Source organism: Pseudomonas sp. COW5 (genome assembly GCF_026240005.1).
GTDB lineage: Bacteria > Pseudomonadota > Gammaproteobacteria > Pseudomonadales > Pseudomonadaceae > Aquipseudomonas > Aquipseudomonas kribbensis.
The window spans coordinates 5,778,452-5,803,061 of sequence record NZ_JAPHVP010000001.1 but is presented as its reverse complement, the minus strand read 5'-3'; the positions used below and the strand labels follow the sequence as shown (position 1 = coordinate 5,803,061).

The window sequence follows — 24,610 nt, the reverse complement described above, 5'->3', positions numbered from 1 at the left end:
ATCGCTCCACAAAGGCTCAAGCGGGGAGACAGCTTGCTCATGTCGGTTCCAAAGACCAAGACGCGCAGACGGCGCGTTGCATTTCAATCATCGGCGACGCTGATCCTGTTGGGCATATTGACCCTCGGCGGCTGCTCGATGGTGCCCGAGTATCGGCAGCCCGAGTTGCCGTTGGCCCAACAGTGGAACGCGGCTTCTGGCGGTCAATCCGCTGCGGGCGGTCAATGGTGGCGCGAGTTTCACAGTGCCGAGCTGGATCAGTTGATCGAGCGCGGGCTGGCCTCCAACTTCACCCTCAAAGCGGCGATCAGCCGTATCGACGAGGCGCGAGCCTCCGCGCAGGTCACAGGCGCCGGGCAATATCCGGCGCTGAATCTGGGCGGCAACTATCAGCGCCAGAACAACTACGGCACCACGCAGAAACGCAGCGTATTTGCCGAAGCCACCTATGAAGTGGATTTCTGGGGCAAGCAGCGCGCCGCCGCCGATTCCGCCGATGCGCTGGCCAACGCCACCGCGTTCGATGCCCAGACCCTGCGCATGAGCCTGAGTGCGAGCATCGCCGACAGTTACTTTCAGGTGCTGTCGCTGGAAGAGCGCCTGCGTCTGGCCCAGTCCATCGCCGACGATGCCCGTCAGGTGCTGGATCTGGTGGAAATCCAGGCCAGTCAGGGCGCCGTTTCCAACCTTGAAGTCGCCCAGCAGCGCAACGCCATGCAGACCTTCGAAGCGGCAATGCCGCCGCTGCGTCAGCTGCGGGATCAGGCGCTGTATCAACTGGCGGTTCTGGTCGGCGCGCCGCCCGAGGGCTTCCATTTGCAGGGCGACAGCCTCGGTGCATTGCAAGTGCCGCAACCGGCGACCGGTCTACCCATCGGCCTGCTGCGTCAGCGGCCGGATATCCAGGCTGCCGAAGCGCGGCTGAAATCCGCCAACTTCGACGTCGGCGTAGCCCGTGCAGCGTTCCTGCCGAATCTGTCGCTGGACCTGCTGGGCGGGATCGACACCCTCGCCGGCGGGCAGATCTGGAGCGTCATCGGCACCCTCGGGCAACCGGTGTTTGCCGGGGGCCAACTCAAGGGCCAGTTGCATTTCGATCAGGCTCACGTACAGGAACTGACCGCCAGTTATCGCGAGTCCATCGTCGAAGCCCTGCAAGACGTCGAAACCCAGATCAGCGCCGCCCGCGAGCTCGACAAGAGTTACGCATTGAACGCCTCTGCAGTGGATTCGGCGCGGGAAGCGGCGCGTCTGGCGCAGGTTCGCTACCGCCTCGGCTCCACCGACTTCCAGACGTTGCTGATCGTCGAACGCACGCAATATCAGGCCGAAGACACGCTGTTGCAGGTCCGTCTGCAACACCTTCAAGCGGCGGTCGGCCTGTTCCGGGCCCTGGGCGGGGACTTTTCCGCTGACGCCCTCGCACTCAATTCTTCTGTTCAGGTGACTCATCCATGACTGTCCTGCACCCACGTCGTCGCACCGTTTTTCTGGGCGTCGCGGCACTTTCGCTGGCGGTGGCCGTCGGCGGTTTTCAATGGATCAAACAGGCTCACGCTGCGCCGGTGAAAACTGATGTCGGTGCGATTCCGGTACAGATGAGCAAGGTCAGCCGTCAGGATCTGCCGGTGTGGATCAGCGCCATCGGCAACGTGCAGGCGCTCAACAGCGTCAATGTGCGGGTGAGGGTGGACGGCGAGTTGCAGAAAGTCCTGTTCAACGAAGGGCAGACCGTTACCGCCGGCAGCCTGTTGGCGGTGATCGATCCACGGGTTTATCAGGCCCAGGTCGCCCAGGCGCAGGCGTTGCTGGCCAAGGATCAGGCGCAACTGGCGAACCTCAAGGTCAACCTCGACCGGGCCAGCAAACTCGCGGCCGCGAAAGCCGGGCCGACCCAGGACGTCGACACTTACCGCGCGCAACTGGCCGCGCAACAGGCGACGGTGCAGGCCGATCAGGCGGCGCTGGATGCGGCGCGGCTGCAACTGGAGTTCACGCAGGTCAAGGCGCCGCTGACCGGTCGCACCGGCCAGCGTCTGCTGGATGTCGGCGCGATTGCCCACGGTGCCGAAGCGACGGGGCTGGTGACGATCACCCAGATGAATCCGATCTCCGTCGCGTTCGCCGTGTCCCAGGACGAACTGGCGGAGATCCTTGAAGAGAACGCCAAAGGTGCCTTGCAAGTGGTCGCCATGACCCGCGATGGCCAGCAGGAAATCGCCAAAGGTCATCTGAGTTTCATCGACAGCCAGGTGACGGCGGCCAGCGGGCAGATCCAGCTCAAGGCGCAGTTCGACAACGCTGATGCCAAGCTGTGGCCGGGTGAACTGGTGAGTGCGCGGCTGCTGGTGCAGACCCATCGCGACGTGGCCGTTGTCCCCGCCGATGCGGTGCAATTGGGGCGTCAGGGCAATTTCGTCTATGTGGTCGATGCCGATCAGCGGGTACAGCCGCGTCTGGTGGACGCCGCCAATGTGGTGGACGGCAAGCAGTGGATTCGTCAGGGCCTGAATGCCGGCGAAACCGTTGTGGTGCAAGGCCAGTCTCGGGTCGCGCCGGGGCTAAAAGTTGTGCCGGTAAAGACTGACACCACCGCCGACCTGGCGGAGGCCGCCCGATGAATGCGCTGGCCGGACTGATTCAACGGCGTGTGGGGCTGAGCCTGCTGGCGCTCGGTGTCATGTTGCTGGGGGCTTTCGCGTACTTCCAGTTGCCGGTGGCGCCGCTGCCGACGGTGGATTTTCCGACCATTCAGGTCACCGCGAAACTCTCCGGGGCAAGCGCGGAAACCATGGCCTCGTCGGTGGCAACCCCACTGGAGCGAGCCTTTGCCGCCGTGCCGCAAGTCACTTCGATGACCTCGTCGAGCGCCGCCGGCAAGACCCAGGTGGTGCTGCAATTCGACCTGTCGCGGGACATCGACGGTGCCGCCCAGGACGTACAGACGGCGATCAACACCGCCACGCCGAATCTGCCCAAGACCATGTCCAGCGCGCCGACCTTCAACAAGGTCAACCCGGCGGAAGGCACCGTGCTGTCGCTGGCGGTGACGTCGCCGACCCGCACGCTGCCGGAGCTGGATCGCTACGCCGACAACTACATCGCCCAGCGCCTGTCGCAAATGCCCGGCGTCGGTCTGGTGGATTTCCATGGCGAGCAGAAACCGGCGGTGCGCGTGCAGATCGATCCCGATGCGCTGGCCGCTCGCGGTCTGACGCTGGAAGATGTGCGCAGCGTGATCGGCGTCAGCACACTCGATCAGCCCAAAGGCACGCTCGATGGCCAGAGCCGTTCGATCACCCTTGGCGCAACCGACCAGTTGCTCGATCCGCAGCATTATCGCGATCAGGTCGTCGCCTATAAAAACGGCATGCCGATCAAACTCGGCGATCTGGGCCGGGTCATCGCCGGGGCCGAGGACACCCAGCAGGCCGCGCAACTGGGGGGCGAACCGACGGTCATCGTCGACATCCACAAGCAACCGGGTTTCAACCTGTTGTCGACCATCGCCACGATCAAGGCCAAGTTACCTGAACTGACCGCCTCATTGCCTCGCGACGTGCAGGTGCAAGTGGTGGGCGACCGCACGCAGACCATCGAAGCGTCGGTCAATGACATGCAGTTCACCTTGCTGCTGTCGATTGCGCTGGTGGTCGTGGTGATCTTCGTGTTCCTGCGCAAGGCCACCGCCACGCTGATTCCCAGCCTGACCATTCCGCTGTCGCTGGTGGCAACGTTCGGCGTCATGTATTTGCTTGGCTACAGCCTCGACAACCTGTCGATCATGGGCCTGGCGATTGCCGTCGGCTTCGTGGTGGACGACGCCATCGTGGTGATGGAGAACATCGTCCGGCACCTGGAAATGGGCAAGTCGCGTCTGCAATCGGCGGTCGACGGTTTGCGCGAAGTGGGTTTCACCATCGTCTCGATGACGGTGTCGTTGATTGCGGTGTTCCTGCCGATCCTGTTGATGTCCGGCATTGTCGGGCGCTTGATGCGTGAGTTTGCGGTGACCGTCAGCGTGGCGATCATCATGTCCGGCATCGTCTCGCTGACCATTACCCCGATGCTCTGCGCGTGGCTGCTCAAACCCCATGCCGATCAGGAGGAGGGGCGCTTTGCCCAGGCCTGCGAGCGCGTGTTCGACCGGTTGCACAACGGCTATCGTCGCAGTCTGGACTGGGTGCTGGATCACCAGCGCATCACCATGGCGGTGGCCATCGCCACGCTGGCGGCCACGGCGGTACTGTATATCGGGATTCCCAAGGGCTTCTTCCCGCAGCAGGACAACGGTCTGATCCAGGGCGTGGCGGAAGCGGCGGCGGACATTTCGCCGACGGCCATGCGCGCGCAGGTCAACCGTGCGGCGGAGATCATTGGTCAGGACCCGGCGGTAGCGCGGGTGTATTTCTGGATCGGTCCGAACCCGACGGTCAGCCAGGGCAAGGTGATGATCAACCTCAAGCCGTTCAGTGAACGTACGGCCAGCGCCGCGCAGGTGATCCAGCGCCTGCAACCGGCGCTGGACGGGTTGGCCGGGGTCAAGGTGTTCATGCAGGCCAACCAGGACATCCAGATCGGCGGCCGGGCCAGCAAGACCCAGTATCAGTACACCCTGCAGGACCCGGACAGCGTCGAGCTGGATCACTGGAGCGGGGTGCTGCTGGCCAAACTCAAGACCTTGCCGCAATTGCAGCACGTGACTTCCGACCAGCAGCAGGCCATCCCGCAATCGACGCTGGTGATCGACCGTCCGACCGCTGCGCGTCTGGGCGTGACCGTTCAAGCGATTGATGACGTGCTGTACGACGCGTTCGGCCAGCGGCAGATCGCGACCATGTTCACGCAGCTGGATCAGAACCATGTGATTCTGGAACTGGACCCGAGCTGGCAAACGTCCACCGCCACCCTTGAGCATCTGTTCGTTCGCGCAAGCTCCGGGGCGCTGGTGCCGCTGAACCTGCTGGCCAGCCTCAAGACCGAGCAGGTGCCGATCATCATCAACCATCAGGGCGTGTTCCCGGCCATTACCCTGTCGTTCGATCTCGCGCCTGGACATGCCTTGAGCGAGGCGGTCAGCGCGATCAATCAGGCGTCGCTGGCGGTCGCCATGCCTGACACCGTGGCGGGCAGTTTTCAGGGCACCGCCCAGGCGTTTCAGGATTCGCTGAAATCGCAACCGTGGCTGATTCTGGCGGCGATCCTGACGGTCTACATCGTGCTCGGCGTGTTGTATGAAAACGCGATCCACCCGCTGACGATCATCTCGACTTTGCCGTCCGCCGGTTTCGGCGCGCTGCTGGCCTTGATGCTGTGCGGGCAGGATCTGTCGGTGCTGGGGATGATCGGGATCATTCTGCTGATCGGCATCGTCAAGAAGAACGCGATCATGATTGTCGACTTCACCCTGCAGGCGCAGCAGCGTGGTTTGTCGCCGCGTGAAGCGGTGAGGGAAGGGTGCCTGTTGCGTTTGCGGCCGATCCTGATGACTTCGCTGGCGGCATTGCTGGGTGCTGTGCCGCTGGCGTTCGGGCACGGCGCCGGTTCGGAGTTGCGTCAGCCGTTGGGCATTGCGATTGTCGGTGGCCTGGCGGTTTCGCAGATCCTGACGCTCTACACCACGCCGGTGGTTTACCTGTGGTTCGAGCGTCGGCGGCGCAAGGCACACGCCGCCGAGGTCATCGAGGCCTCCTGACGATTACTGCGCCTTGTAGGTCAGGACGGTGAAGGTGTCGGGGTGAAATGCCGGGTCGGGTTTGGGTTGCTCCCGGCTCGGCGCCGGCTGGGTGAAATCGGCGGTGAACAGGTAGGCCTGACCGCGTTTGGCGTCCAGCACCATGTTGTGCGCCCATGGCCGGGTTCCGACGCTGCCGCGCAACTGGTATTGCCCTTGATCGTCGCGTTGGACAATCGCAAGGCTGGCGTCGGCGCCGCTGGGTACCAGTAACTGGTCTTTCTCCCGATCGTAAGCCAGCGCATTCACGGCGCGGCCGATGGGCAGGGTGCTCAAGGTCTTGCCGGTTTTCAGGTTGGCGACCACCAGAATCGGGTCAGCGCCACGGCAGGCCACGAACAGGCGTTGACGCGATTCGTCGACGGCCAGTGCGCTGGGTTTGCTGCAACCCTTGAATGTCCAGAATTGCTGCTGTTCAAGCTTCGCCCCTGAAAGCACGGCGACTTTATCCTCGTCGCGCATGGGGACGATGAAGTGGCCGTTTTCAAGGATCACCGGGCCGTCGAGTTTTTGCGCTGGAATGTCCACCGCATCGGTCAGGCGATCGGTTTTCGCATCGATCAGATACAGCGTCGAATGATCGCCGCGCCGGCCGCTGGTGACGATCAGCCGGTCACGGCTGGCGTCGTAGACAAGGTTGTTGAGGTTGCCCGAATCGAGCTTGAGTCGTTGCAGCACTTGCAGCCGATCCAGCGCCACGATCCCCAGCGTTCCATCCATGTTGGCGACGTAGGCGCGGTTGCGTTCCGGCACGAAAGCAACCGCGTTGGCACCGGCAGAATTGTCGAGGGTCTTCAACAGTTTTTGCTGTTCGACGTCGAACACCGACAGGCCGTTTTCACGGCGGGCCACGAACAGATGCGGACCCTTGGGTTCCAGTGCCGCGAAGCCCCAACTGTAACCGTCGCCTGGCAATATCGTTGAAGCGTCGAGGGTGTATAGCAACGGCTCCTTCGCTTGAACATGGGGGCCGGTCAGGCCAAGCGCCAGGCCTGCAAGTGCGAGCCACGTTTTTGAAAACAACATCAAAGACCTCAGAATTTTTCTTGAATGGACAGGTGTGGAATCGCGTTCGGCGGCCGATACAGGACCAGAGTACCTTGCTGATCTGCACGCTGCGACGGCCGCGTTGCTACTTTTCGTACTGAGCCCAGGTGTGTTATTTTTTTGAGCAGGTGATTGAAAATGTATGCAAAGTGGTGTACCGGCTGCGTTTAGTGGTGGTTTGTCAGTAAACTGGCAGTGGGTTATTTTTTTGAGGTGGTTGTTCTTTTGCTTAACTCACGATTTGATTAATTAATATATGAAGGGTTAGGCAGTTGGATATAGAGTTCGTCAATCACGCCTCATTGCTTCTGGAAGAGAAGGGCAGTTATTTTCTTACTGATCCCTGGTACGTTTCTCCAGCATTTGGCGGCTGGATTCAAAACCCGTCACCCAGAACAGCAATGATTGAGAAGTTGCTTTCTCTTTCGGTCGATAAACTTAATGTCATTATTTCGCATGGTCATGACGATCATCTGGATGAGTTTTTCATTCAGCAGCATCTGGCGGACGCCACGTTCTTTGTTCCGAAGTTCAAGACGAATGGGCTGTCCAAACGTATTGAGCGCCTTACCGGCCGTTATCCGGTTGAGCTGACAGAAGAGGCGCATTACGTCGACGGAGTGGAGCTGAGATGCTTCATCAATCCGGATTTTACGGAATACGATTCGATTGTGACTATCGTGTCTGAAACCGATGCGGTCATTCATGCCAACGATAACTGGCACGAGTATCCGGTTGTGCTCACCGATGCGCTCAATGAGTGTTTGAGTACGGTCCCGGTTGAACGTCGTTACTTTTTTATCCAGTTCGGAATCGCTGACAGTTTTCCGGTCAACTACCCGTCCTTTGACAAGCAAAGTGCGGACGAGATGATCGAGTCCCGATTCAAGTCCTATCAGGCCGCCACCACGGCTAACCTCAAACATCTGGGGCTCGATAAGGGTTTCTATTACGCGAATCAATCGCTGTATCAATACCCGGCCTCTTGGGATAGAGGTTCTCTCTACGATCTTGCGCAAGACTTTTTGCGCCGAAATCCAGGGCCGTTCACCCAGTGTGTGTCCGGAATCGACATAAAAACGGGTCAGCTCCACGAGTCCCCAGGTGAAGAGCTCTTTGATTTGCTGCTTGGGCAGCTCGAGCGTTTTCTTAACAAGGCAGTGGGCGATCCTGTTCCCGTGAGATTGCTCACGGCGTCGGATGAATACGAGAGCGGTACTGTCGGCTACGAGGCTTCGCGGCATGTCTGGTCAAGGATATTGAACGCCGAGCTGACGCTGGAGGCGATTATCATCGGAGGCATGGGGCTCGTGCACAGGCCGGATCAAAATATATCCAGCATCCACGCCAGGGTTTCCAAACTGGCCTACCTGATTCAAAGCAAACTCATTTCGAACGGTCTTAACTTTTTGATGGAAAGTAAATGAAAACTCAAGACGGTCAGCTGTTTTTCACCCCTCCCAGCCAAGCGGATGCCTACAAGGAGCTGCGGGATATTCATGGCGAGATTCATACAATCGCAGGGGAATACTGGAACTGGCCTTCGGTTGCTACTCTGTCTAGGCCTTCCCTGGCGCGAATCTTGAACCTTAACTTCCTGTACGACGAGATGCTCCCTGTCGCGGGATCTATCTGCGAGTTTGGCGTTCATTACGGCAGCAGTCTGGCAACGTTGCTGAATCTTCGGGCTATCAAGGAACCCTACAATTACTCGCGGCATATCTTTGGCTTCGACACCTTCAGCGGTTTTGCCGAAGTTGACGAGAAAGATGGCGCGCAAGTAAAAGCGGGCGATTTTCATGTAGACGATGGCTATGAGAATTTGCTGGAGCGGCTTCTCCAGGCTCAAGAGTCGTTAAGCCCGAATAATCACCTGAAGAAGTTCACCCTGATCAAGGGCGATGCTTCAGAGACTTCGAAACGATGGCTTGAAGACAATCCTCACTCGCTCATCTCGATGGCCATTTTCGATATGGACGTCTATAAGCCGACGAAGGATGTGCTGGAAGCGATCAAGCCACGACTGTCAAAAGGTTCGATTCTGGTATTTGACGAGCTGAACTGCCCTCACTTCCCGGGCGAAACACAAGCGCTGCTTGAAGTGTTTGACATGAACACTATTCAGGTCCTGCGTTCGCCGTTCCTGCCTTACGTATCGTACTTTCGCTTGTGATTTGCAGTGATGCGCTGTCTGAATGGTCTGAGTCATTCAGCGTATCTGCTTTGCCTCAGAGGCCGGTCAATCGGTCTTTGAGGCAAGGGTTGCCCATCAGCACGCGGACATCAAGACGCTTGTGCGAGCTTTAATACGATTCTCAAAACGCAGGTTGCAGCCATGGTTTTCACACCTAACCTGAACATGGGCATCTGTGTGCACTCCGCCAGCCTCAAATCTGCATGACTTCAATGCCCATGAGTGGATAGCTGCATCCATAGGCAAGGAGTCTGAAAATGAACATCTCGCGCGCGCTCTGCGCAACTATCGTTTTGAGTTTGACCGCTTGCTCGTCCACCCCTCTTATCTACAATGCCAGCGATAACTCTCCAGGCTCTATAAAACCGTTACATAAACTGCTCCCTGACAACACCCCTGTGAGGCTGTTTTTTGTTCATGGTGTAGGAGATCACTGTCCGGGTTACGCCCTGGGTCCTGACGGCTGGTTGAATGAAAAAAACGCTGCTGCGATGGGATTGAAACCCGTACCCGACGGAATCAAATCTGATGAATTCATCTATGTGAACGTCTTTATGGGGGGAGAAGAAGACCCACACTCAGGGGTGAACGTCCTCAAAAGAAATTACTCTCTGACTCTGCCTGACAAGGACCGCGTAGTGAGCGTAGAGGCGATTGAAATTACCTGGTCACCCCTGACCCGATGGCTGAAAAGCAATCAGCTTGGATATGACTCGCCGTCTGTTTTCGCAAATAAAAAACGCGAGCCATGCATTGAGTTCCCCAACCCGAAAATTCCTGCAACGGTACAGGCGCCACCAAGGCTTTTGCTCGACAAAACAATCAAGGAGCAGGTTTTTGACCGGAACTTGTCCGATGCCATTCTCTATACCGGAACCTATGGGCAGACCATGGTGCGGGGGCTTGCAGAGGGGATTTGCCATGCCATCACGCCTACGGACAAGGATAAAAAATGTGTATGGCCCTCTGCGCAGGAAAGTGAAAAAACACCGCACAAGAATTTATTCGTGACCCACAGTCTGGGCAGTCGCATGACTTACGACATGTTCCTCGACCTGATGGACCGGACAAAAGACAGTGAGACCAACCCTTTTCCCTACAGCGAACGCAGCAGCGCTCAGGGATTCATCGAAAACATGATCACGAATACGCCTGCCTTCTACATGATGGCGAATCAGCTTTCGTTGCTGGGTTTGGCCAAAGTTCCGCCACTGGCCCGCTCCAGTGATAGCGTTGCACATCCTTTTTATCGGCAGTTATTTCCTGTAAGTGAATTTGATGCTCTCTCGTTTCAGTCGCAAGAAAACGCAGGACCGGTTGTGTACGGAAATGTTCTTTCGGAACTCGCAGATTTAAAATCAACCGTAGAAACGAAGACCGGAAAACAAACCGATGGCCTTCAGATAGTCTCTTTCAATGACACAAATGACCTGCTCACCTGGCATATCCCGAGTTGGTACGCTAACGCTGAGGCTACGCCGGGAGGGCGGCCGCGGATCGATGTGACAGACGTATTTGTGCAGAATGCACCCAAGCTCCTGATCATGGAGAGCCCCCTGAACGCGCACGTTGACTACTTTAAAAACCCGGACGTCAGGGATCTCATCCGTTGCGGCGCTGCCAATGGCGAAGTCCTGAAGTGCCCGGGGCGTTGACCTGGTTGTAATATCCAGAAAGCCCGGAAACGACAAAGCCCTGATTATTCAGGGCTTTGTCGTTTCGATGGGGGCAAAATATCTGTCCCTATTTCACAAAATTTCAGCGCTCGGCAGGGAAAGGGGCCCGGTACGGTTCATGCCCGGTCCATTGCTTCATCCAGCCCTTGATCTTCACCGAGAAAGCCGCCGCTCTGATGCTGCCAGAGCCGCGCGTAGGTGCCGTTTCGTTCCAGCAGCTCGGCGTGGGTGCCTTGTTCGATGATGCGGCCCTCGTCCATGACAATCAGCCGGTCCATGGCGGCAATCGTCGACAACCGATGGGCGATGGCGATGACGGTCTTGCCTTGCATCATTTCATCGAGGCTTTCCTGGATGGCGACTTCGACTTCGGAATCCAGTGCACTGGTGGCCTCGTCGAGCAGCAGGATCGGTGCGTTCTTGAGCATCACCCGGGCGATGGCGATACGTTGGCGCTGGCCGCCGGACAGCTTGATGCCGCGCTCGCCCACCAGGGTGTCGTAACCGGTGTGACCCTGACGGTCGCTCAGTTGGCTGATGAAGCCGTCGGCCTGGGCGTTGATCGCGGCGCGGTGAACCTGCGCATCGGTGGCGTCCGGGCGCCCGTAGGCAATATTGTCGCGGATCGAGCGGTGCAACAGCGACGTATCCTGAGTGACCATGCCGATGGCGCTGCGCAGACTGTCCTGTGTCACCTGCGCGATGTTCTGGCCATCGATGCGAATCGTACCGCTGTCGACATCGTAGAAGCGCAGCAGCAGATTGATCAGCGTCGATTTGCCGGCCCCGGAGCGGCCCACCAGACCGATTTTTTCCCCGGCGCGGATGTGCAGGCTCAAGCCGTCGAGCACCTGGCGCTCACCGTTGTAGTTGAAGTGCACCTTGTCGAAGGTCACCGCGCCGCCGGAAGGCACCAGCGCGCCGGCGTCGGGCGCGTCTTGTACCTTGGGGCCACGGGTGAGGGTGGCCATGCCGTCCTGCACGGTGCCGATGTTTTCGAACAGCGAGGTCATCTGCCACATGATCCAGTGGGACATGCCATTGATCCGCAGTGCCATGGCGGTGATCGCGGCCACCGCACCCGCACCGACCTGACCCTGATGCCAGAGCCACAGGGCATAACCGCCGGCACCCAGGATCAGCCCGACGACCAGGGCCTGATTGACGATTTCGAACTGGCTGACCAGACGCATCTGGCGAAAACCGGTGAGCTTGAAATCTTCCATCGCCGCACGCGCGAAGTGCGCTTCACGGTTGGAGTGCGAGAACAGTTTGACGGTGGTGATGTTGGTGTAGGCGTCGGAAATACGCCCCGTCATCGACGAGCGCGCATGGGCCTGTTCCTGCCCGACCTGTCCAAGGCGCGGCACGAAATACAGCATCGCCAGACCGAACAGGGCGACCCAGGCAATGAACGGCAGCATCAGTTTCAGGGCAAAACCACCGGCCAGGGCGATGATCGCAATGAAATAAACGCCGATGCCGGGGGCTATTTCGATGATCGTGAACAGGACTTCGCGTACGGCCAGCGCGGTCTGCATCACTTTGGTCGTTACCCGGCCGGAGAACTCGTCGGAAAAGAACGAAAGGCTTTGCCGCAGCATCAGGCGATGGAAGTCCCAGCGCAGGCGCAGCGGCAGGTTGATCGCCAGAATCTGGTGCTGGACCATCGTGCGCAACGCCACAAGGCCAATACTCGTAAGCAAGACGATGGCGATGCCCCACAGCACACGGCTTTCCTGACCGCTCGCGGCGCCGCCGGCCTGCCAGGTCGAGAGCAGGTCCACTACTTGCCCGAGAAACGAAAACAGCCAGGCTTCGTAGATCGACACACTGGCACTGAGCAGCGCCAGCGCAAGCACGTAGCCACGGGCACCCCGGGTGCAGGCCCACAGAAAACGCATCAGGCCAACGGGCGGTGGCGGCGCCTCGTCGGGCGGGAAAGGATCAAGCCTGCGTTCAAACACGCGAAGCATAAGGGTCTCCGAAATGATCAGGTTCAGGGGAGTATGCCATCTTCGTCGCTGGCCCCGGATAGGAGGACAGCGATCGCTCGGCCATCTTTGACCATTGGTCAGTTCTCAATACTATCCAACAGGGTAAAGACTATTTTTTATCCGGGTCAGCGAAGTGACAGCAGCACTTGGAAAACCATCACTTTAGCCGAGCCCGGTGACGCAGCTTTCAGGATGGATCTTGAAAGGCGCGGGGCATCGTTCGTTCGATGCGTAACGGAGATCCCGCGCCTTTTTTACTTGTTAAGGAGAACGCAGATGGCAAGCAATCGAGTACTCGACACCTCAGACAAAACAGCGCTCGTCGAAGCCGAGGTGTATCGCTGGTACAACCTCTTTTTTCCGTGGTCACGCGGCATGTCTTCGCAATCGGAAGGCGCCATAAAACCTTTGTACGATGCGCTGGCAGACGATTTTCGCGTGGTGCTCACGGATGGCCAGATCATGGAACGGGCCGACTACTGGGAGCGACTTTGGGGCCTGCATGGCAAGCGTGCCGGGAGCCCCGAATCGCATATCACCAATCTCTCGATCACGCCGCTACCCGGTGGCTTCTTCCTGACAGTGTTCGACCTGGTCAAGGACGGGATCACCAAGAAGAAAGTCGACTCGGCGCTCATGCGTCTTGATGAGAACTCACCATCGGGTATCTCGTGGATTTACGTCCATGAAAGCGAGCACGAGAGGGCGGCCGCGTAAGGTTTCCGATTTCACTTCTGTGCGCCGGTCGCGGTGTCAAATCGCCGCGACCTGGGCGACTCATTCTTCGTCGCGGATCTGCATCAGCGCGAACCCCAGCAGATTCAGGCCTTGCCACAGGTTGGGGTTGCTCGCGTTTTCGTGATCCTGGGCAAGCCCGATGCCCCAGATGCTGTCAACCGGGCTTGCCTCAACGATGATGCTGGAGCCGGTTTCCTTGAGGAATGCATTCAGTTCCGGGTTTTGCGAGAACTTGGCCCGGTTGGCCCGGACGACAATCTCGTATCGATGTTCCAGCCAATCGTGTTCGTTGAAGCCGCGCACCTTGCGGCCAAGTGCCTTGGCTGCGTTGGGTGTGGGCGCCAAAAGCACCTGAGCACGAATGTCCTGATCGCCGAACAAGGCAGCCTTCTCGGCCATCATGAAATGTTCGGCAGTCGCGTAGCGTTGCCCGTCTGCAACGAATTCGGCTTCGAACCACTGACTGAAGCACGAAGCAGTGACGCCGTGCTTGCTTCGCTGGTGTCCCCAGAAAAAGACATAGTTCAGATCCTCTCCAGCGTTGAAGCGTGAGCGGAGGTTTTCCAGGTATTTGGAGTCTTGCAATGAATGCTTCCTTGGCAATTGGGCTTTGAGGTGACAGTTTTATCACGACATACACCAAAACTGCCTGATCTGCGTTAAGCGTTTTTTCGCACAGACACTGGCGGGCAGAAGGTGAGTCAGGGCGCCACTGGCGGTTGAGTAGCGAGCGAGACGGTGACGTTCACGACAAACAATAAAACCAGTAAGCCGTACATCACCATGATTGTCAGCACGAGGTCCTTCAGGCCGGCGTAACCAGTGGCCTTCGGGTAAGCGGGTTCAAATAAAAGCCGAGAAGAGCAAGCAGTGCGCCATCAAAGAACATTTTCGGCAGGTCGGCTACGGGGAAAATGACGAACCGCTCAGGCCCGTCGCTCCAGACAACCATTAGAGGCTGAGCTTTCAGGGGCGCCAAAATCTAAGCAAGGATCACGATTATTAAGTGGCTGCCTTTTGTGGGAGCACCTCCACCAAGAGCGTTACCAACAACGTTCCTGCGAACAATTTCATGCAGGTCATTCCTATTTAAAGCTAGCGGGGATAGTCGGCACTTCGGCAACCTTGCCGTCTACCATTTTGAATGAAATCACACGGCTCGCATCGGTCATCCCGTTCGCATGACTCCAGACCCACATTTGCCCTTCAGATCGCGACACCACAGAGTACGGAGGCCCCATGATCTGGGTCACCTCATCTTCGGTCATTCCTGCCTTCACTTTTCTAGCTTCGTCGTACGTAAAATCCGTCCCGGCACACCCTGAAAGCGCAAGCGCCAATACGGCGGTGGCAGCACGCTTAATCATCCTCATGACCCGTTCTCACGCTGAAAGGAAAAAATTTACCCTGGGCTCCAGACTGTACGAATATCCAGTAGCACGCCACCCCTTCCGATAGTAGCCTCTTGTTGGCACAACGGATCCCCCGGTCCTTTGGTTGGCATAGACAAATTTTATATAATTGATGAGCAAAGGATCGCCCATGCAATACCACTCAAATGAGCACAGTGAGCGTTATAACGAGTTTTGTCGGGTGTTTTGGATCGCTCATCGCCAAAGCAAACACCTGCAGCTTTGGTCGTTCAATTCGACTGACGATCTTAAGCCTTATCTCGAAAAAATCGAGGAACTTGACGTTAGAACCCTTTTGAAAACACGCAGCATCCTGTTCAAGGGTGTCCAGCTTTACGTCGATAGCGGTGCGGCAAAAATCAAAAGTGGCTTCAGTGAAGGAAACATCTTTCTTCCACTGACAAGCGTCCGCGAGGCGTTCACTAAGATCGTTAAAAACTCTCGTTCAAATACTTTCTACATACCTCATTCAAAAGATGAGCTTGCGTCTTACCTAAAACACTTCCCTGAGTCTGCCTCTCTTTAGGTGCTGTGTAGGAGACACAGCAAGGCCAGGGACGCCCGGTTCTTCGCGCGCCATCACCAATAACTAGCCAAATTATCGAATAAGCGCGTTCTGGATATGGCCACGAACCAAAATGTTTTTACAGTCGCCCTCAACCAAGCGCTGGAGAATCCATCAAATAATACCTTCGCGCTGATAAATATGAGGGTCGCATTAGCCAATGTTTTAACCCCATGGCCGAGCGCACTTGTCTACAGAGTAATAAATATTATCCTTCCGTGGGGCCAGCCGATTTCCGTCAAAGCAAGAAGAGTACTGGCTGGATTTGGAGAGTCAGTAGAGGTCTTCGTTTCAGTGTCCGCTCCTCCCTACAACTCCTCGAATCTAAAACACGTTTTCAGATACACCCCTATGTTCGTGATTTGAACTTCGACTGATACTCAAAACTTGACCGGGCTTCAAACTCAAGCCAAGAAATATATATCAGTACCTTTTATTCAAGGTTTTGTCCAAAAAATTAGCCGTTTATGAGCACAAGCTTAATTGTTCTTATATGAGGAAAAACGCCATTTCGGCTAATGCTTAGTGTGTGCAACCCTTTCACGCCGGAAACCACGCCTTGCTTCTCCCATTGCTGAAAATTTTCCTCCCATCCACCTGTTGCAAGTGCCATGGTGTCGTTGCCAAAAATTTTGCTGTCCCAATAGAGGGTGCATGGCCGACTAGTTAGTGCAGCATATTCCACATACACTTCATAGTCAGCATTGGAGACGAACGTAATATCGTATGAAACGGAGTTGTCAGTGTTGGTATATGGAGGCGCGTTGTGGATTACGTCGTTCCCGAAGGGCAATACGCCAATCTGGACATGCCTTGAGGCGTTGAAGTCTCGCGCCTTGCGTAGGATTACAGGTACGGCGCCAATTTCGATAGATCCGCTTGAGCTAGGTTCGGCGATAGATTTGTTGTCGCTCATTGTGCATTTCCCTTACTTGGTGGTATTGAATTTGTTTTTTATGTTGCGATTCGTGGTTTTCCAACTAAATGGGATAAGTGATATTTAAAATGGCTGTAAATGTTATGTGTCTGGTCTCTTGGGGATAGCATAGGTGGTGGGGGAGTTGTGCTTATACTTAAATTTAATAAATATTAAATCCGGAAGTTTGGTTTCAATCAATGATGCACTTGGCAGGGTACAACGTTGTCTCCAGGGGGCGAGCCATGATCAACTGAATGACTTCTAGGTGAGGCAGAGCAGTCCGAGTCGAAGGCGGCACACCTGGGCAAAACAAGTGAATTCGTGCCAAGGAAAGCAAAGGGGCGGGAGGAGGGGGAAATCAGCTGGCCTCACTGCAAAGGTTTACTTGCCTTTAGCTGGTGCGTTGCCTCATCCCCCGCCTGAAGGCTTACCGGTAGTAATTGACAGGTTTTGCTGGTGGTGGTGGTGCTTTCGAACCGCCGAACTTAACGGTCGGGTTGTTCTACTTTTACCGCCATTCGATTTAGACATCGCCATCTCCTTGGTTAAGGGTAGGAAGGTTTCGATGTCAACGAAAGTAGCTTTTTAGCGGGACGAGAGTTTTGTTCGGCAGGACGCCGGGAGAAGTGAAAGCCGGGTGAGTTATGGAACGCATCCTGACGGGCGCATGATTTTCAGAACCCCAGAAACGACAAAGCCCCGAATAATCAGGGCTTTGTCGTATCAAATATGGCGGAGGCGATGGGATTCGAACTCATGGACCTGTTACAGTCGACGGTTTTCAAGACCGTTGCCTTAAACCACTCGGCCACACCTCCGTTGCGTTGCGGGCGCCATAATACCTGAATGAAACACACTGTCAAACTCTGTGCATGGCTTGTTACAGAGCGTCTGTTATCATCTTTGCGACTGAACGTTTCAAACCAACAGGAGTGTCGCCATGCGCGAACAGGATTACGCAGTTCACAACAGCGTGCAGGCTGAGCAGCTAGAGGTTAGCCGCGTCCTGCGCAACACATACGGCTTGCTGGCGCTCACCCTCGCTTTCAGCGGTGTGATGGCTTTCGTGGCCCAGCAGATGCGCGTCGGCTACCCGAATATTTTCGTGGTGCTGATCGGTTTCTACGGCTTGTTCTTCCTCACCAACAAACTCCGTGATTCGGCCTGGGGCCTGGTGTCGGCGTTTGCCCTGACCGGTTTCATGGGTTTCCTGCTCGGCCCGATCCTCAACCGTTACCTGGGCATGCAGGGCGGCGCTGAAGTGGTCAGCTCCGCGTTCGCGATGACTGCACTGGTGTTCGGTGGCCTGTCGGCCTACGTGCTGATCACCCGCAAGGACATGAGCTTCCTCGGTGGCTTCATCACCGCCGGTTTCTTCGTGTTGCTGGGTGCGACGCTGGCGAGCATGTTCTTCCAGATCAGCGGCCTGCAACTGGCGATCAGCGCAGGTTTCGTGCTGTTCTCGTCGGTCTGCATCCTGTTCCAGACCAGCGCCATCATCCACGGCGGCGAGCGCAACTACATCATGGCGACCATCAGCCTGTATGTATCGATCTACAACCTGTTCATCAGCCTGTTGCAGATCTTCGGCATCATGAGCCGCGACGACTGATCGCTACACCGCTATAAACAAGAAACCCGCGAAAGCGGGTTTTTTGTTGTCTGCAAAAACGTGATCAGTTGATGATCATGCTGCCATCGGCGTGCTGCTTGTAAATAGTGTAGGGCAACAGAAATGTATCCAGCACCCCGGAAACGGCGCCATCAACCACCAGCCCCAGGGACGGGTTCTTGTAGTTGAACGCATCGACGTCATCCGGTTTTTCGGCGTGCAGCATGCAGAAGTCGTACGTCACGCCGCTATAAATGCGCGGTACGGCACCACAGTAGGTTTTTTTCGCCTTCAACTGATCGACGTTCGTTTTATCGCTGAGCGCTACGGTCTGTATGGTTCCGCAACCTGTCAGCATCAATGCCGCCAGTATCACTACCTGAATTTTCATGCCGCGAATCCTTCGCTGGAAAAAAAGCAATCTACGCCGCTCACGCCATCGGCGGCAATCGTCGCTTGACCGGAGTCTTCTTGACGATCGCGGTGTTGGTTTCGGCCAGCGTATTAAGTCGATCGAGCAAGGTGTCCAGCTGCTCCATCGAACGCACATGCAGGCGGGCGATGAAACAATCCTCGCCGGTAACCTTGTCACACTCGGTGAACTCGGGAATCGACAGGATCTGCCGTTCCACTTCCTGCAGCTGTCCCGGCAACGGCCGCACGCGGACAATCGCCTGCAACTGGTAACCGAAGCACTTCGGGTCGATCTCCACGGTATAGCCCTTGAGCACGCCGCGCTCTTCCAGCCGCCGCAAGCGCTCGGCCACGCTCGGTGAGGACAACCCGCTGATCTGCGCCAGGGCCTTGAGCGAACGCCGGGAGTCTTCCATCAAGGCTCCGATCAGGATCTGGTCGATATCGTCGGTCATACAAATAACTCCCGCATTAGGCGAATAACGCAAACCACCCTTGATAAAAAAGGCGGAAATCGAGTTTAGCCTGCTTTTTGCGCTGGAGAAGCTCCGGTCCCGCTTGGCATACTTTTGCCACACATTAAGGAGATTGATGATGGACAAAACAATCCGTCGCGGCTCATTTGAAATGACCGCTGCCATGCTGATATCCGGGACGATCGGCTGGTTTGTGCTGGTGTCCGGGCAACCGGTGCTGGACGTGGTGTTCTGGCGCTGCGTATTCGGCGCCGGCACCTTGCTGCTGATCTGCGCCGCTTTCGGCTTCTTGCGCCCAGGCATTCTGACCCGCACCACATTCCTGTTGGCAGTACTCAGCGGTGTGGCAATCGTCGGCAACTGGGTGCTGTTGTTCGCCTCCTATTCACGGGCCTCGATTGCCATCGGCACGGCGGTATACAACGTGCAGCCGTTCATGCTGGTGGGATTGGCGGCGCTGTTTCTGGGGGAGAAGATCACCCTGCAAAAGCTGTTCTGGCTGGCGATTTCGTTTATGGGAATGCTGGCCATCGTCAGTGCCCACGGCGGCCAAGGCGAGGGCGGCAATGATTACCTGATGGGCATCGCGCTGGCGCTGGGGGCGGCGTTTCTGTACGCCATCGCCGCGTTGATCATCAAGCGCCTGACTGGCACGCCGCCACACCTGATCGCGCTGATACAGGTCTGCACTGGTGTGTTGCTGCTGGCACCGTTCGCCCACTTGAACGCGCTGCCACAGGCGCCGAGTGCCTGGGCCAGCCTGGTGGCGCTGGGTATCGTTCACACCGGTCTGATGTACGTGTTGCTCTACGGCGCGATCCAGAAACTGCCGACGGCACTGACCGGCGCACTGTCGTTCATCTATCCGATTGCAGCGATTTTCGTCGACTGGTTTGCCTTCGGCCATCAACTGCAGACCCTGCAGTGGGTTGGCGTGGCAGCGATCCTATTGGCCGCCGCCGGGATGCAACAGGGTTGGGGCTTCAAGTCGCGGCGTCTGGCGGCGCAGTAACCCTCAGATGTTCCAGCGCGGTGCGGTTTTCGCCAGGCGCTGGCGCATCTCGCCGATGTTGGACGCCAGTTGCCGGGTCAGCAGCCGATAACCGTCCAACGGACTGTAAACCGGCGCGTCGAGGCTGGCATCCGGCAATTCCACCGGGCGCCCGAGGCGCTGAGTCGCACCGGTTTTCAAGGCCCGGGCCATGCCGATCAGTTGCACACGGATCTGCCGGTGCTCGGCCTTCAAGGCCGATTGCAGATGCGCCATCGCTTCAGGGTCGTTGGTGTCCGGCCGGGTATTGCCGAGGATTTCCAGGGTGCTGATGCACATGCGCAGGTTGCGCTGGATCGCGTCCAGTTCGGTCATCGAGACCTTCACTTCCTTGGACACGGACGGCATCAGCGAACGCAGTTGCACCATCACCGTGTTCAACCGGCCCATCAGTTTCAGATGTTCATCGGCGGAAACCGGCTCACCGCTGATGATCCGTCCGTACACCGTGGCGCAATCGCGTAACGCATCGGCCAGGTTGTAGCGCCACGAATACACCGCATACAGCGGCAGGGCGAAGGAAAAGGCCAGGGCCAGGGCGATACCGATCAGGATATCGACCCCGCGCCACAGCCCGTCGGTGATCGGGTTGTCGCCATGCCCGGCGACGATAAAAACGGTAATGGCAGAGAGCAGGGCGGTGTAGCCGCCCTTGCCGATGGCGTGATACGAGAAAAATCCGCACACCACCGCCATTGCAAAATAGGTCAGCCACGGCATTCCCAACCACGCCTGCTGCGCCACCAGCAACAGACCGACGCCGGCACCGATCAAGGTGCCGGTGGCGCGCTCGGCGGCTTTCTTGCCGATGTTGCCGTGATGCTGCAAACCGCCGATCACCACCAGCATGGTCACCGACGCCCATTCGCCGTGGGGCAGGTTGATGCCGGTGGTCAGCAGGATTGTCGCCAGCAACCCCAGTGCCACCCGCACCGCATGAATCAATCGCGCGTGCCGGTAGCGGCGGTACGGGTCCAGCAATGGCCGCAGAATCCGCCGCAACAGCGGCGGCCAGCGGTGAGGGCTGAAAGTGCTCAGCGGTGATTCCTCCTCAGAAGATGTAATCGGTGGCGATGAAGTTCGAATCGCGTCCGCGAATGATCTCGCTGATCAGATCCTTGTTGGGTTCCTGGAACTTGGTCGCCACCAGCGTACGGATCGAAAACACCCGCAGCGCATCGTGTACCGACAGCGTGCCCTCGGCGGAGTTCTTGCGGCCGTTGAACGGGTAGGTGTCCGGGCCGCGCTGGCACTGGGCGTTGAGGTTGATCCGCCCGACCTGGTTGGCGAAGGTGTCCACCAGACGGCCGACCGCCACCGGGTTGGTGCCGAAGATGCTCAGTTGCTGGCCGAAGTCCGACTCCAGTACGTAGTCGATCACGGTATCGAGGTGACGGTACGGCACGATCGGCACCACCGGGCCGAACTGTTCTTCCTGATACACGCGCATCTGCGGCGTCACCGGGTACAGCACCGCCGGATAGAAGAACGATTCACGTGACTCGCCGCCATTCGGATTGACCACTTGGGCGCCTTTGCTCTGGGCATCGGCCACCAGACCATGCAAGTAATCGACCTTGCCCGACTCCGGCAGCGGCGTCAGCGAAACGCCGCTGTCCCACGGCATGCCCGGTTTGAGGCTGGCCAGTTTGGCGTTGAATTTCTCGATAAAGCTTTCGACCACGTCTTCATGCACGAACAGGATTTTCAACGCAGTGCAGCGCTGACCGTTGAACGAGAGGGAGCCGGTGACGGCTTCGCTGACGGCATTGTCCAGATCCACCTCTGGCAGAACGATGCCGGGGTTCTTCGCATCCAGCCCCAGCGCGGCGCGCAAACGGTGCGGTTTCGGGTGCAGTTTCTTCAGGTCGCTGGCGGCCTTGTTGGTGCCGATGAACGCGAAGATGTCGATCTTGCCGCTGGCCATCAGCGCGCTGACGGTCTCGCGGCCGCTGCCGTAGATCACGTTGATCACGCCGGTGGGGAAGCTGTCGCGGAAGGCTTCGAGCAGCGGACGGATCAGCAGCACGCCGAGCTTGGCCGGTTTGAACACCACGGTGTTGCCCATGATCAGCGCCGGAATCAGCGTGGTGAAGGTTTCGTTCAACGGATAGTTGTAAGGCCCCATGCACAGCGCCACGCCAAGCGGTACGCGACGGATCTGGCCGAGGGTGTCCTGTTCCAGCTCGAAACGGCTGGAGCGGCGGTCGAGTTCTTTCAGCGCATTGATGGTGTCGACGATGTAGTCGCAGGTGCGGTCGAACTCTTTTTCCGAGTCCTTGAGATTCTTGCCGATTTCCCACATCAGCAGTTTCACCACGGCGTCGCGCTGTTGGCGCATGCGCCCGAGGAAGGCTTCGACGTGCTGGATACGTTCGGCCACGCGCATGGTCGGCCACAAGCCCTGGCCGCGGTCATAGGCGCGCACGGCGGCATCCAGGGCGGTGAGGGCAGTGTCGGCGTCCAGCAGCGGCGTGCTGCCGAGAATCACTTGTTCATCGCCGTTTTCGCCGTGCAGATAGACCGGGCTGCGCACGGTGGCGAGCGGGCCGTCCCAGCGGCGCAACTGGCCATCGACCAGGTATTCGCGTTGTTCGACTTGACCGTCGAGGCGGTATTTTTCCGGGATGTCGCTGACAGAAGGGAACAGATTGCCAAGGATGTTTGCTGTGGTCATGTCGCTACCCTGCTTGCCAATTGAAAAGTCTGTACAGGTTATACGCCTGAACGCGCTGCAATTTAAACCCGCAAATGTCACGCGAATGTCACGCAAAGGCGCAGGGCAGAGGGCTCAGTAAAATTGTCACCGCTTAGCCGATGCCGAGAGGCATCCCGACTGTCCCCGTTTGCCCCCTTCACTGGCCCGCATTGCCCTCAACCCGACGCCGTCGCTGCCTTAAGGTGTGATCACAACAATAAGTGGCACCCCACGCGAGGATCGTTATGCGGGCATCCCGAATCATGTGGCCGCTGATGCTGGCCGCTGCACTGGCCGGCTGTGGCGAAGACCCCAAACCCCCGGCCAGCACCAACAACGCCATTCCCAAAGACCCGGCGCTGGCGCAAATCTACGCCAACAGCTGCCAGCTCTGTCACGCCAACCCCGCCGCGAATGCGCCGCTGACCGGCGACCGCAAGGCCTGGGAACCACGCATCCAGCAGGGCGCGGACACGCTGCTCGACCACGCCATCAACGGCTACAACGGCATGCCGCCGATGGGCCAGTGCGTCGAATGCTCGGAAGAACAATTCCTTCAGTTGATCGGCTTCATGGCCGATCAACCGCTGCCACAATAAGGGTGCGCGCATGACGATGGATCTGACTCGACGTCAGCTGTTGCAACGGGCAAGCATCGTCGGCGCTTTCAGTGCGCTGGCGACGAATCCGGCCTTGGGCCAATTGATGCGCGCGCCCCGGTTGATCCCGTGGCGCAACTGGTCGGGCGGCCAGAGTTGCCTGCCGGCGGCGCGGGTGGCGCCGAAGAATCTCGATGAGTTGACGACGATCATTCAGCAGGCACCGGGCAAGATTCGCCCGGTCGGCTCGGCGCATTCCTTCAGTGCGCTAGTGCCCACCGACGGCACTCTGCTGTCGCTGAGCTACTTCAACGGTCTGCTCGATCACGACCCGAAAACCCTGCAAGCCGAATTCGCCGCCGGCACACCGATGTCGCGTATGGGCGTACCGCTCAAGGACGTCGGCCAGGCCCTGCAGAACATGGCCGACATCGACTACCAGACCCTCGCCGGAGCGATTTCCACCTCGACTCACGGCACCGGCAAAACCTTTCAGTCCTATTCCGCCCACGTCTGCGGCATGCAACTGGTGACCGCCAGCGGCGAGGTGCTGGATTGTGACAGCCAGCGTCATCCCGAAGTGTTCAACGCCGCCCGGGTGTCCCTCGGCGCATTGGGCGTGGCGACCAAAATCCGCCTGCAAAACCGCCCGGCCTACCGCCTGCGCGAACGCCAATGGATCGCCAAGACCGAAGAGCTGCTGGAAGACATCGACAAGAACACAAGCGAAAACCAGCACTGGGAAATGCTCGTCGTCACCCATTCCGACTACGCCTTGTCCATCGCCCTCAACGAAACCACCGACCCGGCCACGCCGCCGATCCCGCCCGAAGAGGAGGGCGGCAACGAGTTCGTGACCCTGATCGAGAAGATCGACAAGTACGGCAGCGACTTCCCGGGCCTGCGCAGTTCGCTGCTCAACAGCCTGCGGCATCTGGCGAGTTTCGAGGATCGGGTGGGCGATTCGTTCGACATCTACGCCAACGTGCGCACCGTGCGCTTCAACGAAATGGAATACTCGGTGCCCGCCGAACATGGCCCGGCGTGCCTGCGCGAGATTCTCAAGCTGATCCGCGACAAGGACCTGCGCACCTGGTTTCCCATCGAGTACCGGTACGTCAAGGCCGACGACATTCCTTTGAGCATGTTCGAGGGCCGTGACAGCTGCTCGATCTCGGTCCATCAGCATTATCAGATGGACCATCACAACTTCTTCGCAGCCGTTGAGCCGATTTTCTGGAAGTACAACGGCCGCCCGCACTGGGGCAAGTTGCACACGCTCAACGCGCGCACGTTGCAGACGTTGTACCCGCGCTGGCAGGAATTCATTCAGGTACGCCAGGCGCTGGACCCGAGCGGCAAGTTTCTCAACGGGCATCTGTCGTCGATTCTGGGGGTGAGCTGATGGCGGTCAATCGACGTAATTTCGTGCTCGGTACATTGGGTGTCGGCGCTTTACTGGTGGGCGTTGGCGCATG

The 24,610-nt window shown here is 58.0% G+C and carries 21 protein-coding genes, 1 tRNA gene and 1 pseudogene; 12 read left to right on the top strand and 11 right to left on the bottom strand.

Going from position 1 to position 24,610, the window contains the following annotated elements; translation table 11 throughout:
- Positions 1–39: 39 nt before the first annotated feature.
- From OQ248_RS26390 to OQ248_RS26380, 3 genes are read left to right on the top strand one after another with little or no spacing between them, the layout of a single operon-like run.
- On the top strand, positions 40–1,458 hold the full coding sequence (locus OQ248_RS26390; RefSeq protein WP_265814607.1) for an efflux transporter outer membrane subunit: 1,419 nt from the start codon (positions 40–42) through the stop codon (positions 1,456–1,458).
- Entirely contained in the window at positions 1,455–2,621 is a 1,167-nt protein-coding gene (locus tag OQ248_RS26385; protein ID WP_265814606.1) for an efflux RND transporter periplasmic adaptor subunit, read from the top strand. The genes OQ248_RS26390 and OQ248_RS26385 overlap by 4 nt, the downstream gene beginning before the upstream one ends.
- Positions 2,618–5,695: an efflux RND transporter permease subunit gene (locus tag OQ248_RS26380; RefSeq protein ID WP_265814605.1), complete on the top strand. Its 3,078-nt coding sequence runs from the start codon at positions 2,618–2,620 to the stop codon at positions 5,693–5,695. The genes OQ248_RS26385 and OQ248_RS26380 overlap by 4 nt, the downstream gene beginning before the upstream one ends.
- A 3-nt stretch (positions 5,696–5,698) precedes the next feature.
- Here the strand turns inward: OQ248_RS26380 and OQ248_RS26375 are convergent, their stop codons facing one another.
- Complete coding sequence (locus tag OQ248_RS26375; RefSeq protein WP_265814604.1) at positions 5,699–6,760, bottom strand: WD40 repeat domain-containing protein; 1,062 nt, start codon at positions 6,758–6,760, stop codon at positions 5,699–5,701.
- 293 nt (positions 6,761–7,053) lie between these two features.
- Here OQ248_RS26375 and OQ248_RS26370 point away from each other — a divergent pair, with 293 nt between their 5' ends.
- The 3 genes from OQ248_RS26370 (at position 7,054) to OQ248_RS26360 (ending at position 10,630) form a co-directional block, all read left to right on the top strand.
- On the top strand, positions 7,054–8,208 hold the full coding sequence (locus tag OQ248_RS26370) for an MBL fold metallo-hydrolase (RefSeq protein ID WP_265814603.1): 1,155 nt from the start codon (positions 7,054–7,056) through the stop codon (positions 8,206–8,208).
- The gene (locus tag OQ248_RS26365; RefSeq protein WP_085731757.1) at positions 8,205–8,954 is read left to right on the top strand and encodes a class I SAM-dependent methyltransferase; all 750 of its coding nucleotides are present in this window, start codon (positions 8,205–8,207) and stop codon (positions 8,952–8,954) included. The genes OQ248_RS26370 and OQ248_RS26365 overlap by 4 nt, the downstream gene beginning before the upstream one ends.
- Before the next feature lie 278 nt (positions 8,955–9,232).
- Positions 9,233–10,630: a hypothetical protein gene (locus tag OQ248_RS26360; protein WP_265814602.1), complete on the top strand. Its 1,398-nt coding sequence runs from the start codon at positions 9,233–9,235 to the stop codon at positions 10,628–10,630.
- A gap of 137 nt (positions 10,631–10,767) precedes the next feature.
- On the opposite strand, the gene OQ248_RS26355 is transcribed toward OQ248_RS26360, so the two are convergent.
- A complete protein-coding gene (locus OQ248_RS26355) occupies positions 10,768–12,627 on the bottom strand; it encodes an ABC transporter ATP-binding protein (RefSeq protein WP_265814601.1) in 1,860 nt (619 codons plus the stop codon).
- A gap of 297 nt (positions 12,628–12,924) precedes the next feature.
- Between OQ248_RS26355 and OQ248_RS26350 the strand changes: the two genes are divergently transcribed.
- Positions 12,925–13,365 carry a hypothetical protein gene (locus OQ248_RS26350; protein WP_265814600.1) on the top strand — a complete coding sequence of 147 codons (441 nt, stop codon included), beginning with the start codon at positions 12,925–12,927 and terminating at the stop codon, positions 13,363–13,365.
- Positions 13,366–13,425: 60 nt separating this feature from the next.
- Here OQ248_RS26350 and OQ248_RS26345 read toward each other — a convergent pair whose 3' ends face one another.
- The 3 genes and pseudogenes from OQ248_RS26345 to OQ248_RS26335 all read right to left on the bottom strand — a co-directional run bounded on the left by OQ248_RS26345 (position 13,426) and on the right by OQ248_RS26335 (position 14,753).
- Positions 13,426–13,971 carry an NADAR family protein gene (locus tag OQ248_RS26345; RefSeq protein WP_265814599.1) on the bottom strand — a complete coding sequence of 182 codons (546 nt, stop codon included), beginning with the start codon at positions 13,969–13,971 and terminating at the stop codon, positions 13,426–13,428.
- A gap of 116 nt (positions 13,972–14,087) precedes the next feature.
- Positions 14,088–14,302: pseudogene (locus OQ248_RS26340) on the bottom strand (hypothetical protein); the annotation flags it as partial.
- A 169-nt stretch (positions 14,303–14,471) separates the two neighbouring features.
- On the bottom strand, positions 14,472–14,753 hold the full coding sequence (locus tag OQ248_RS26335; protein WP_265814598.1) for a hypothetical protein: 282 nt from the start codon (positions 14,751–14,753) through the stop codon (positions 14,472–14,474).
- A 175-nt stretch (positions 14,754–14,928) separates the two neighbouring features.
- Here OQ248_RS26335 and OQ248_RS26330 point away from each other — a divergent pair, with 175 nt between their 5' ends.
- Entirely contained in the window at positions 14,929–15,324 is a 396-nt protein-coding gene (locus OQ248_RS26330) for a hypothetical protein (RefSeq protein WP_265814597.1), read from the top strand.
- 496 nt (positions 15,325–15,820) lie between these two features.
- Here the strand turns inward: OQ248_RS26330 and OQ248_RS26325 are convergent, their stop codons facing one another.
- The gene (locus OQ248_RS26325) at positions 15,821–16,279 is read right to left on the bottom strand and encodes a hypothetical protein (protein ID WP_265814596.1); all 459 of its coding nucleotides are present in this window, start codon (positions 16,277–16,279) and stop codon (positions 15,821–15,823) included.
- A gap of 733 nt (positions 16,280–17,012) precedes the next feature.
- Positions 17,013–17,100 (bottom strand) — tRNA-Ser (locus OQ248_RS26320).
- Positions 17,101–17,222: 122 nt separating this feature from the next.
- On the opposite strand from OQ248_RS26320, the gene OQ248_RS26315 reads away from it, so the two are divergent.
- Complete coding sequence (locus tag OQ248_RS26315) at positions 17,223–17,894, top strand: Bax inhibitor-1/YccA family protein (protein WP_027613775.1); 672 nt, start codon at positions 17,223–17,225, stop codon at positions 17,892–17,894.
- A gap of 64 nt (positions 17,895–17,958) precedes the next feature.
- On the opposite strand, the gene OQ248_RS26310 is transcribed toward OQ248_RS26315, so the two are convergent.
- Both OQ248_RS26310 and OQ248_RS26305 read right to left on the bottom strand, forming a co-directional pair.
- On the bottom strand, positions 17,959–18,285 hold the full coding sequence (locus OQ248_RS26310; RefSeq protein ID WP_265814595.1) for a YceK/YidQ family lipoprotein: 327 nt from the start codon (positions 18,283–18,285) through the stop codon (positions 17,959–17,961).
- A gap of 40 nt (positions 18,286–18,325) precedes the next feature.
- Positions 18,326–18,763, bottom strand: coding sequence for an Lrp/AsnC family transcriptional regulator (locus OQ248_RS26305; RefSeq protein ID WP_064381847.1), 438 nt, complete (start codon positions 18,761–18,763; stop codon positions 18,326–18,328).
- 139 nt (positions 18,764–18,902) lie between these two features.
- On the opposite strand from OQ248_RS26305, the gene OQ248_RS26300 reads away from it, so the two are divergent.
- Positions 18,903–19,796, top strand: a complete 894-nt coding sequence (locus OQ248_RS26300) for a DMT family transporter (protein ID WP_265814594.1) — start codon at positions 18,903–18,905, stop codon at positions 19,794–19,796.
- A 3-nt stretch (positions 19,797–19,799) separates the two neighbouring features.
- Here the strand turns inward: OQ248_RS26300 and OQ248_RS26295 are convergent, their stop codons facing one another.
- A complete protein-coding gene (locus OQ248_RS26295) occupies positions 19,800–20,840 on the bottom strand; it encodes an FUSC family protein (protein WP_178083429.1) in 1,041 nt (346 codons plus the stop codon).
- 46 nt (positions 20,841–20,886) lie between these two features.
- Positions 20,887–22,512 carry an NADP-dependent glyceraldehyde-3-phosphate dehydrogenase gene (locus tag OQ248_RS26290; RefSeq protein WP_134826661.1) on the bottom strand — a complete coding sequence of 542 codons (1,626 nt, stop codon included), beginning with the start codon at positions 22,510–22,512 and terminating at the stop codon, positions 20,887–20,889.
- Positions 22,513–22,778: 266 nt separating this feature from the next.
- Between OQ248_RS26290 and OQ248_RS26285 the strand changes: the two genes are divergently transcribed.
- Together OQ248_RS26285 and OQ248_RS26280 are read left to right on the top strand one after the other, a co-directional pair.
- The gene (locus tag OQ248_RS26285) at positions 22,779–23,132 is read left to right on the top strand and encodes a c-type cytochrome (protein WP_265814593.1); all 354 of its coding nucleotides are present in this window, start codon (positions 22,779–22,781) and stop codon (positions 23,130–23,132) included.
- 76 nt (positions 23,133–23,208) lie between these two features.
- Positions 23,209–24,537, top strand: coding sequence for a D-arabinono-1,4-lactone oxidase (locus OQ248_RS26280; RefSeq protein WP_265815150.1), 1,329 nt, complete (start codon positions 23,209–23,211; stop codon positions 24,535–24,537).
- The last annotated feature ends 73 nt before the right edge of the window (positions 24,538–24,610 follow it).

Excerpts from the sequence above, each read along its gene's own strand:
- OQ248_RS26390 (WP_265814607.1), top strand. The coding sequence starts at position 40 with ATGTCGGTTCCAAAGACCAAGACGCGCAGACGGCGCGTTGCATTTCAA.
- OQ248_RS26385 (WP_265814606.1), top strand. The coding sequence starts at position 1,455 with ATGACTGTCCTGCACCCACGTCGTCGCACCGTTTTTCTGGGCGTCGCG.
- OQ248_RS26380 (WP_265814605.1), top strand. The coding sequence starts at position 2,618 with ATGAATGCGCTGGCCGGACTGATTCAACGGCGTGTGGGGCTGAGCCTG.
- OQ248_RS26375 (WP_265814604.1), bottom strand. The coding sequence starts at position 6,760 with ATGTTGTTTTCAAAAACGTGGCTCGCACTTGCAGGCCTGGCGCTTGGC.
- OQ248_RS26365 (WP_085731757.1), top strand. The coding sequence starts at position 8,205 with ATGAAAACTCAAGACGGTCAGCTGTTTTTCACCCCTCCCAGCCAAGCG.
- OQ248_RS26360 (WP_265814602.1), top strand. The coding sequence starts at position 9,233 with ATGAACATCTCGCGCGCGCTCTGCGCAACTATCGTTTTGAGTTTGACC.
- OQ248_RS26355 (WP_265814601.1), bottom strand. The coding sequence starts at position 12,627 with ATGCTTCGCGTGTTTGAACGCAGGCTTGATCCTTTCCCGCCCGACGAG.
- OQ248_RS26350 (WP_265814600.1), top strand. The coding sequence starts at position 12,925 with ATGGCAAGCAATCGAGTACTCGACACCTCAGACAAAACAGCGCTCGTC.
- OQ248_RS26335 (WP_265814598.1), bottom strand. The coding sequence starts at position 14,753 with ATGATTAAGCGTGCTGCCACCGCCGTATTGGCGCTTGCGCTTTCAGGG.
- OQ248_RS26330 (WP_265814597.1), top strand. The coding sequence starts at position 14,929 with ATGCAATACCACTCAAATGAGCACAGTGAGCGTTATAACGAGTTTTGT.
- OQ248_RS26325 (WP_265814596.1), bottom strand. The coding sequence starts at position 16,279 with ATGAGCGACAACAAATCTATCGCCGAACCTAGCTCAAGCGGATCTATC.
- OQ248_RS26315 (WP_027613775.1), top strand. The coding sequence starts at position 17,223 with ATGCGCGAACAGGATTACGCAGTTCACAACAGCGTGCAGGCTGAGCAG.
- OQ248_RS26310 (WP_265814595.1), bottom strand. The coding sequence starts at position 18,285 with ATGAAAATTCAGGTAGTGATACTGGCGGCATTGATGCTGACAGGTTGC.
- OQ248_RS26305 (WP_064381847.1), bottom strand. The coding sequence starts at position 18,763 with ATGACCGACGATATCGACCAGATCCTGATCGGAGCCTTGATGGAAGAC.
- OQ248_RS26300 (WP_265814594.1), top strand. The coding sequence starts at position 18,903 with ATGGACAAAACAATCCGTCGCGGCTCATTTGAAATGACCGCTGCCATG.
- OQ248_RS26290 (WP_134826661.1), bottom strand. The coding sequence starts at position 22,512 with ATGACCACAGCAAACATCCTTGGCAATCTGTTCCCTTCTGTCAGCGAC.
- OQ248_RS26285 (WP_265814593.1), top strand. The coding sequence starts at position 22,779 with ATGCGGGCATCCCGAATCATGTGGCCGCTGATGCTGGCCGCTGCACTG.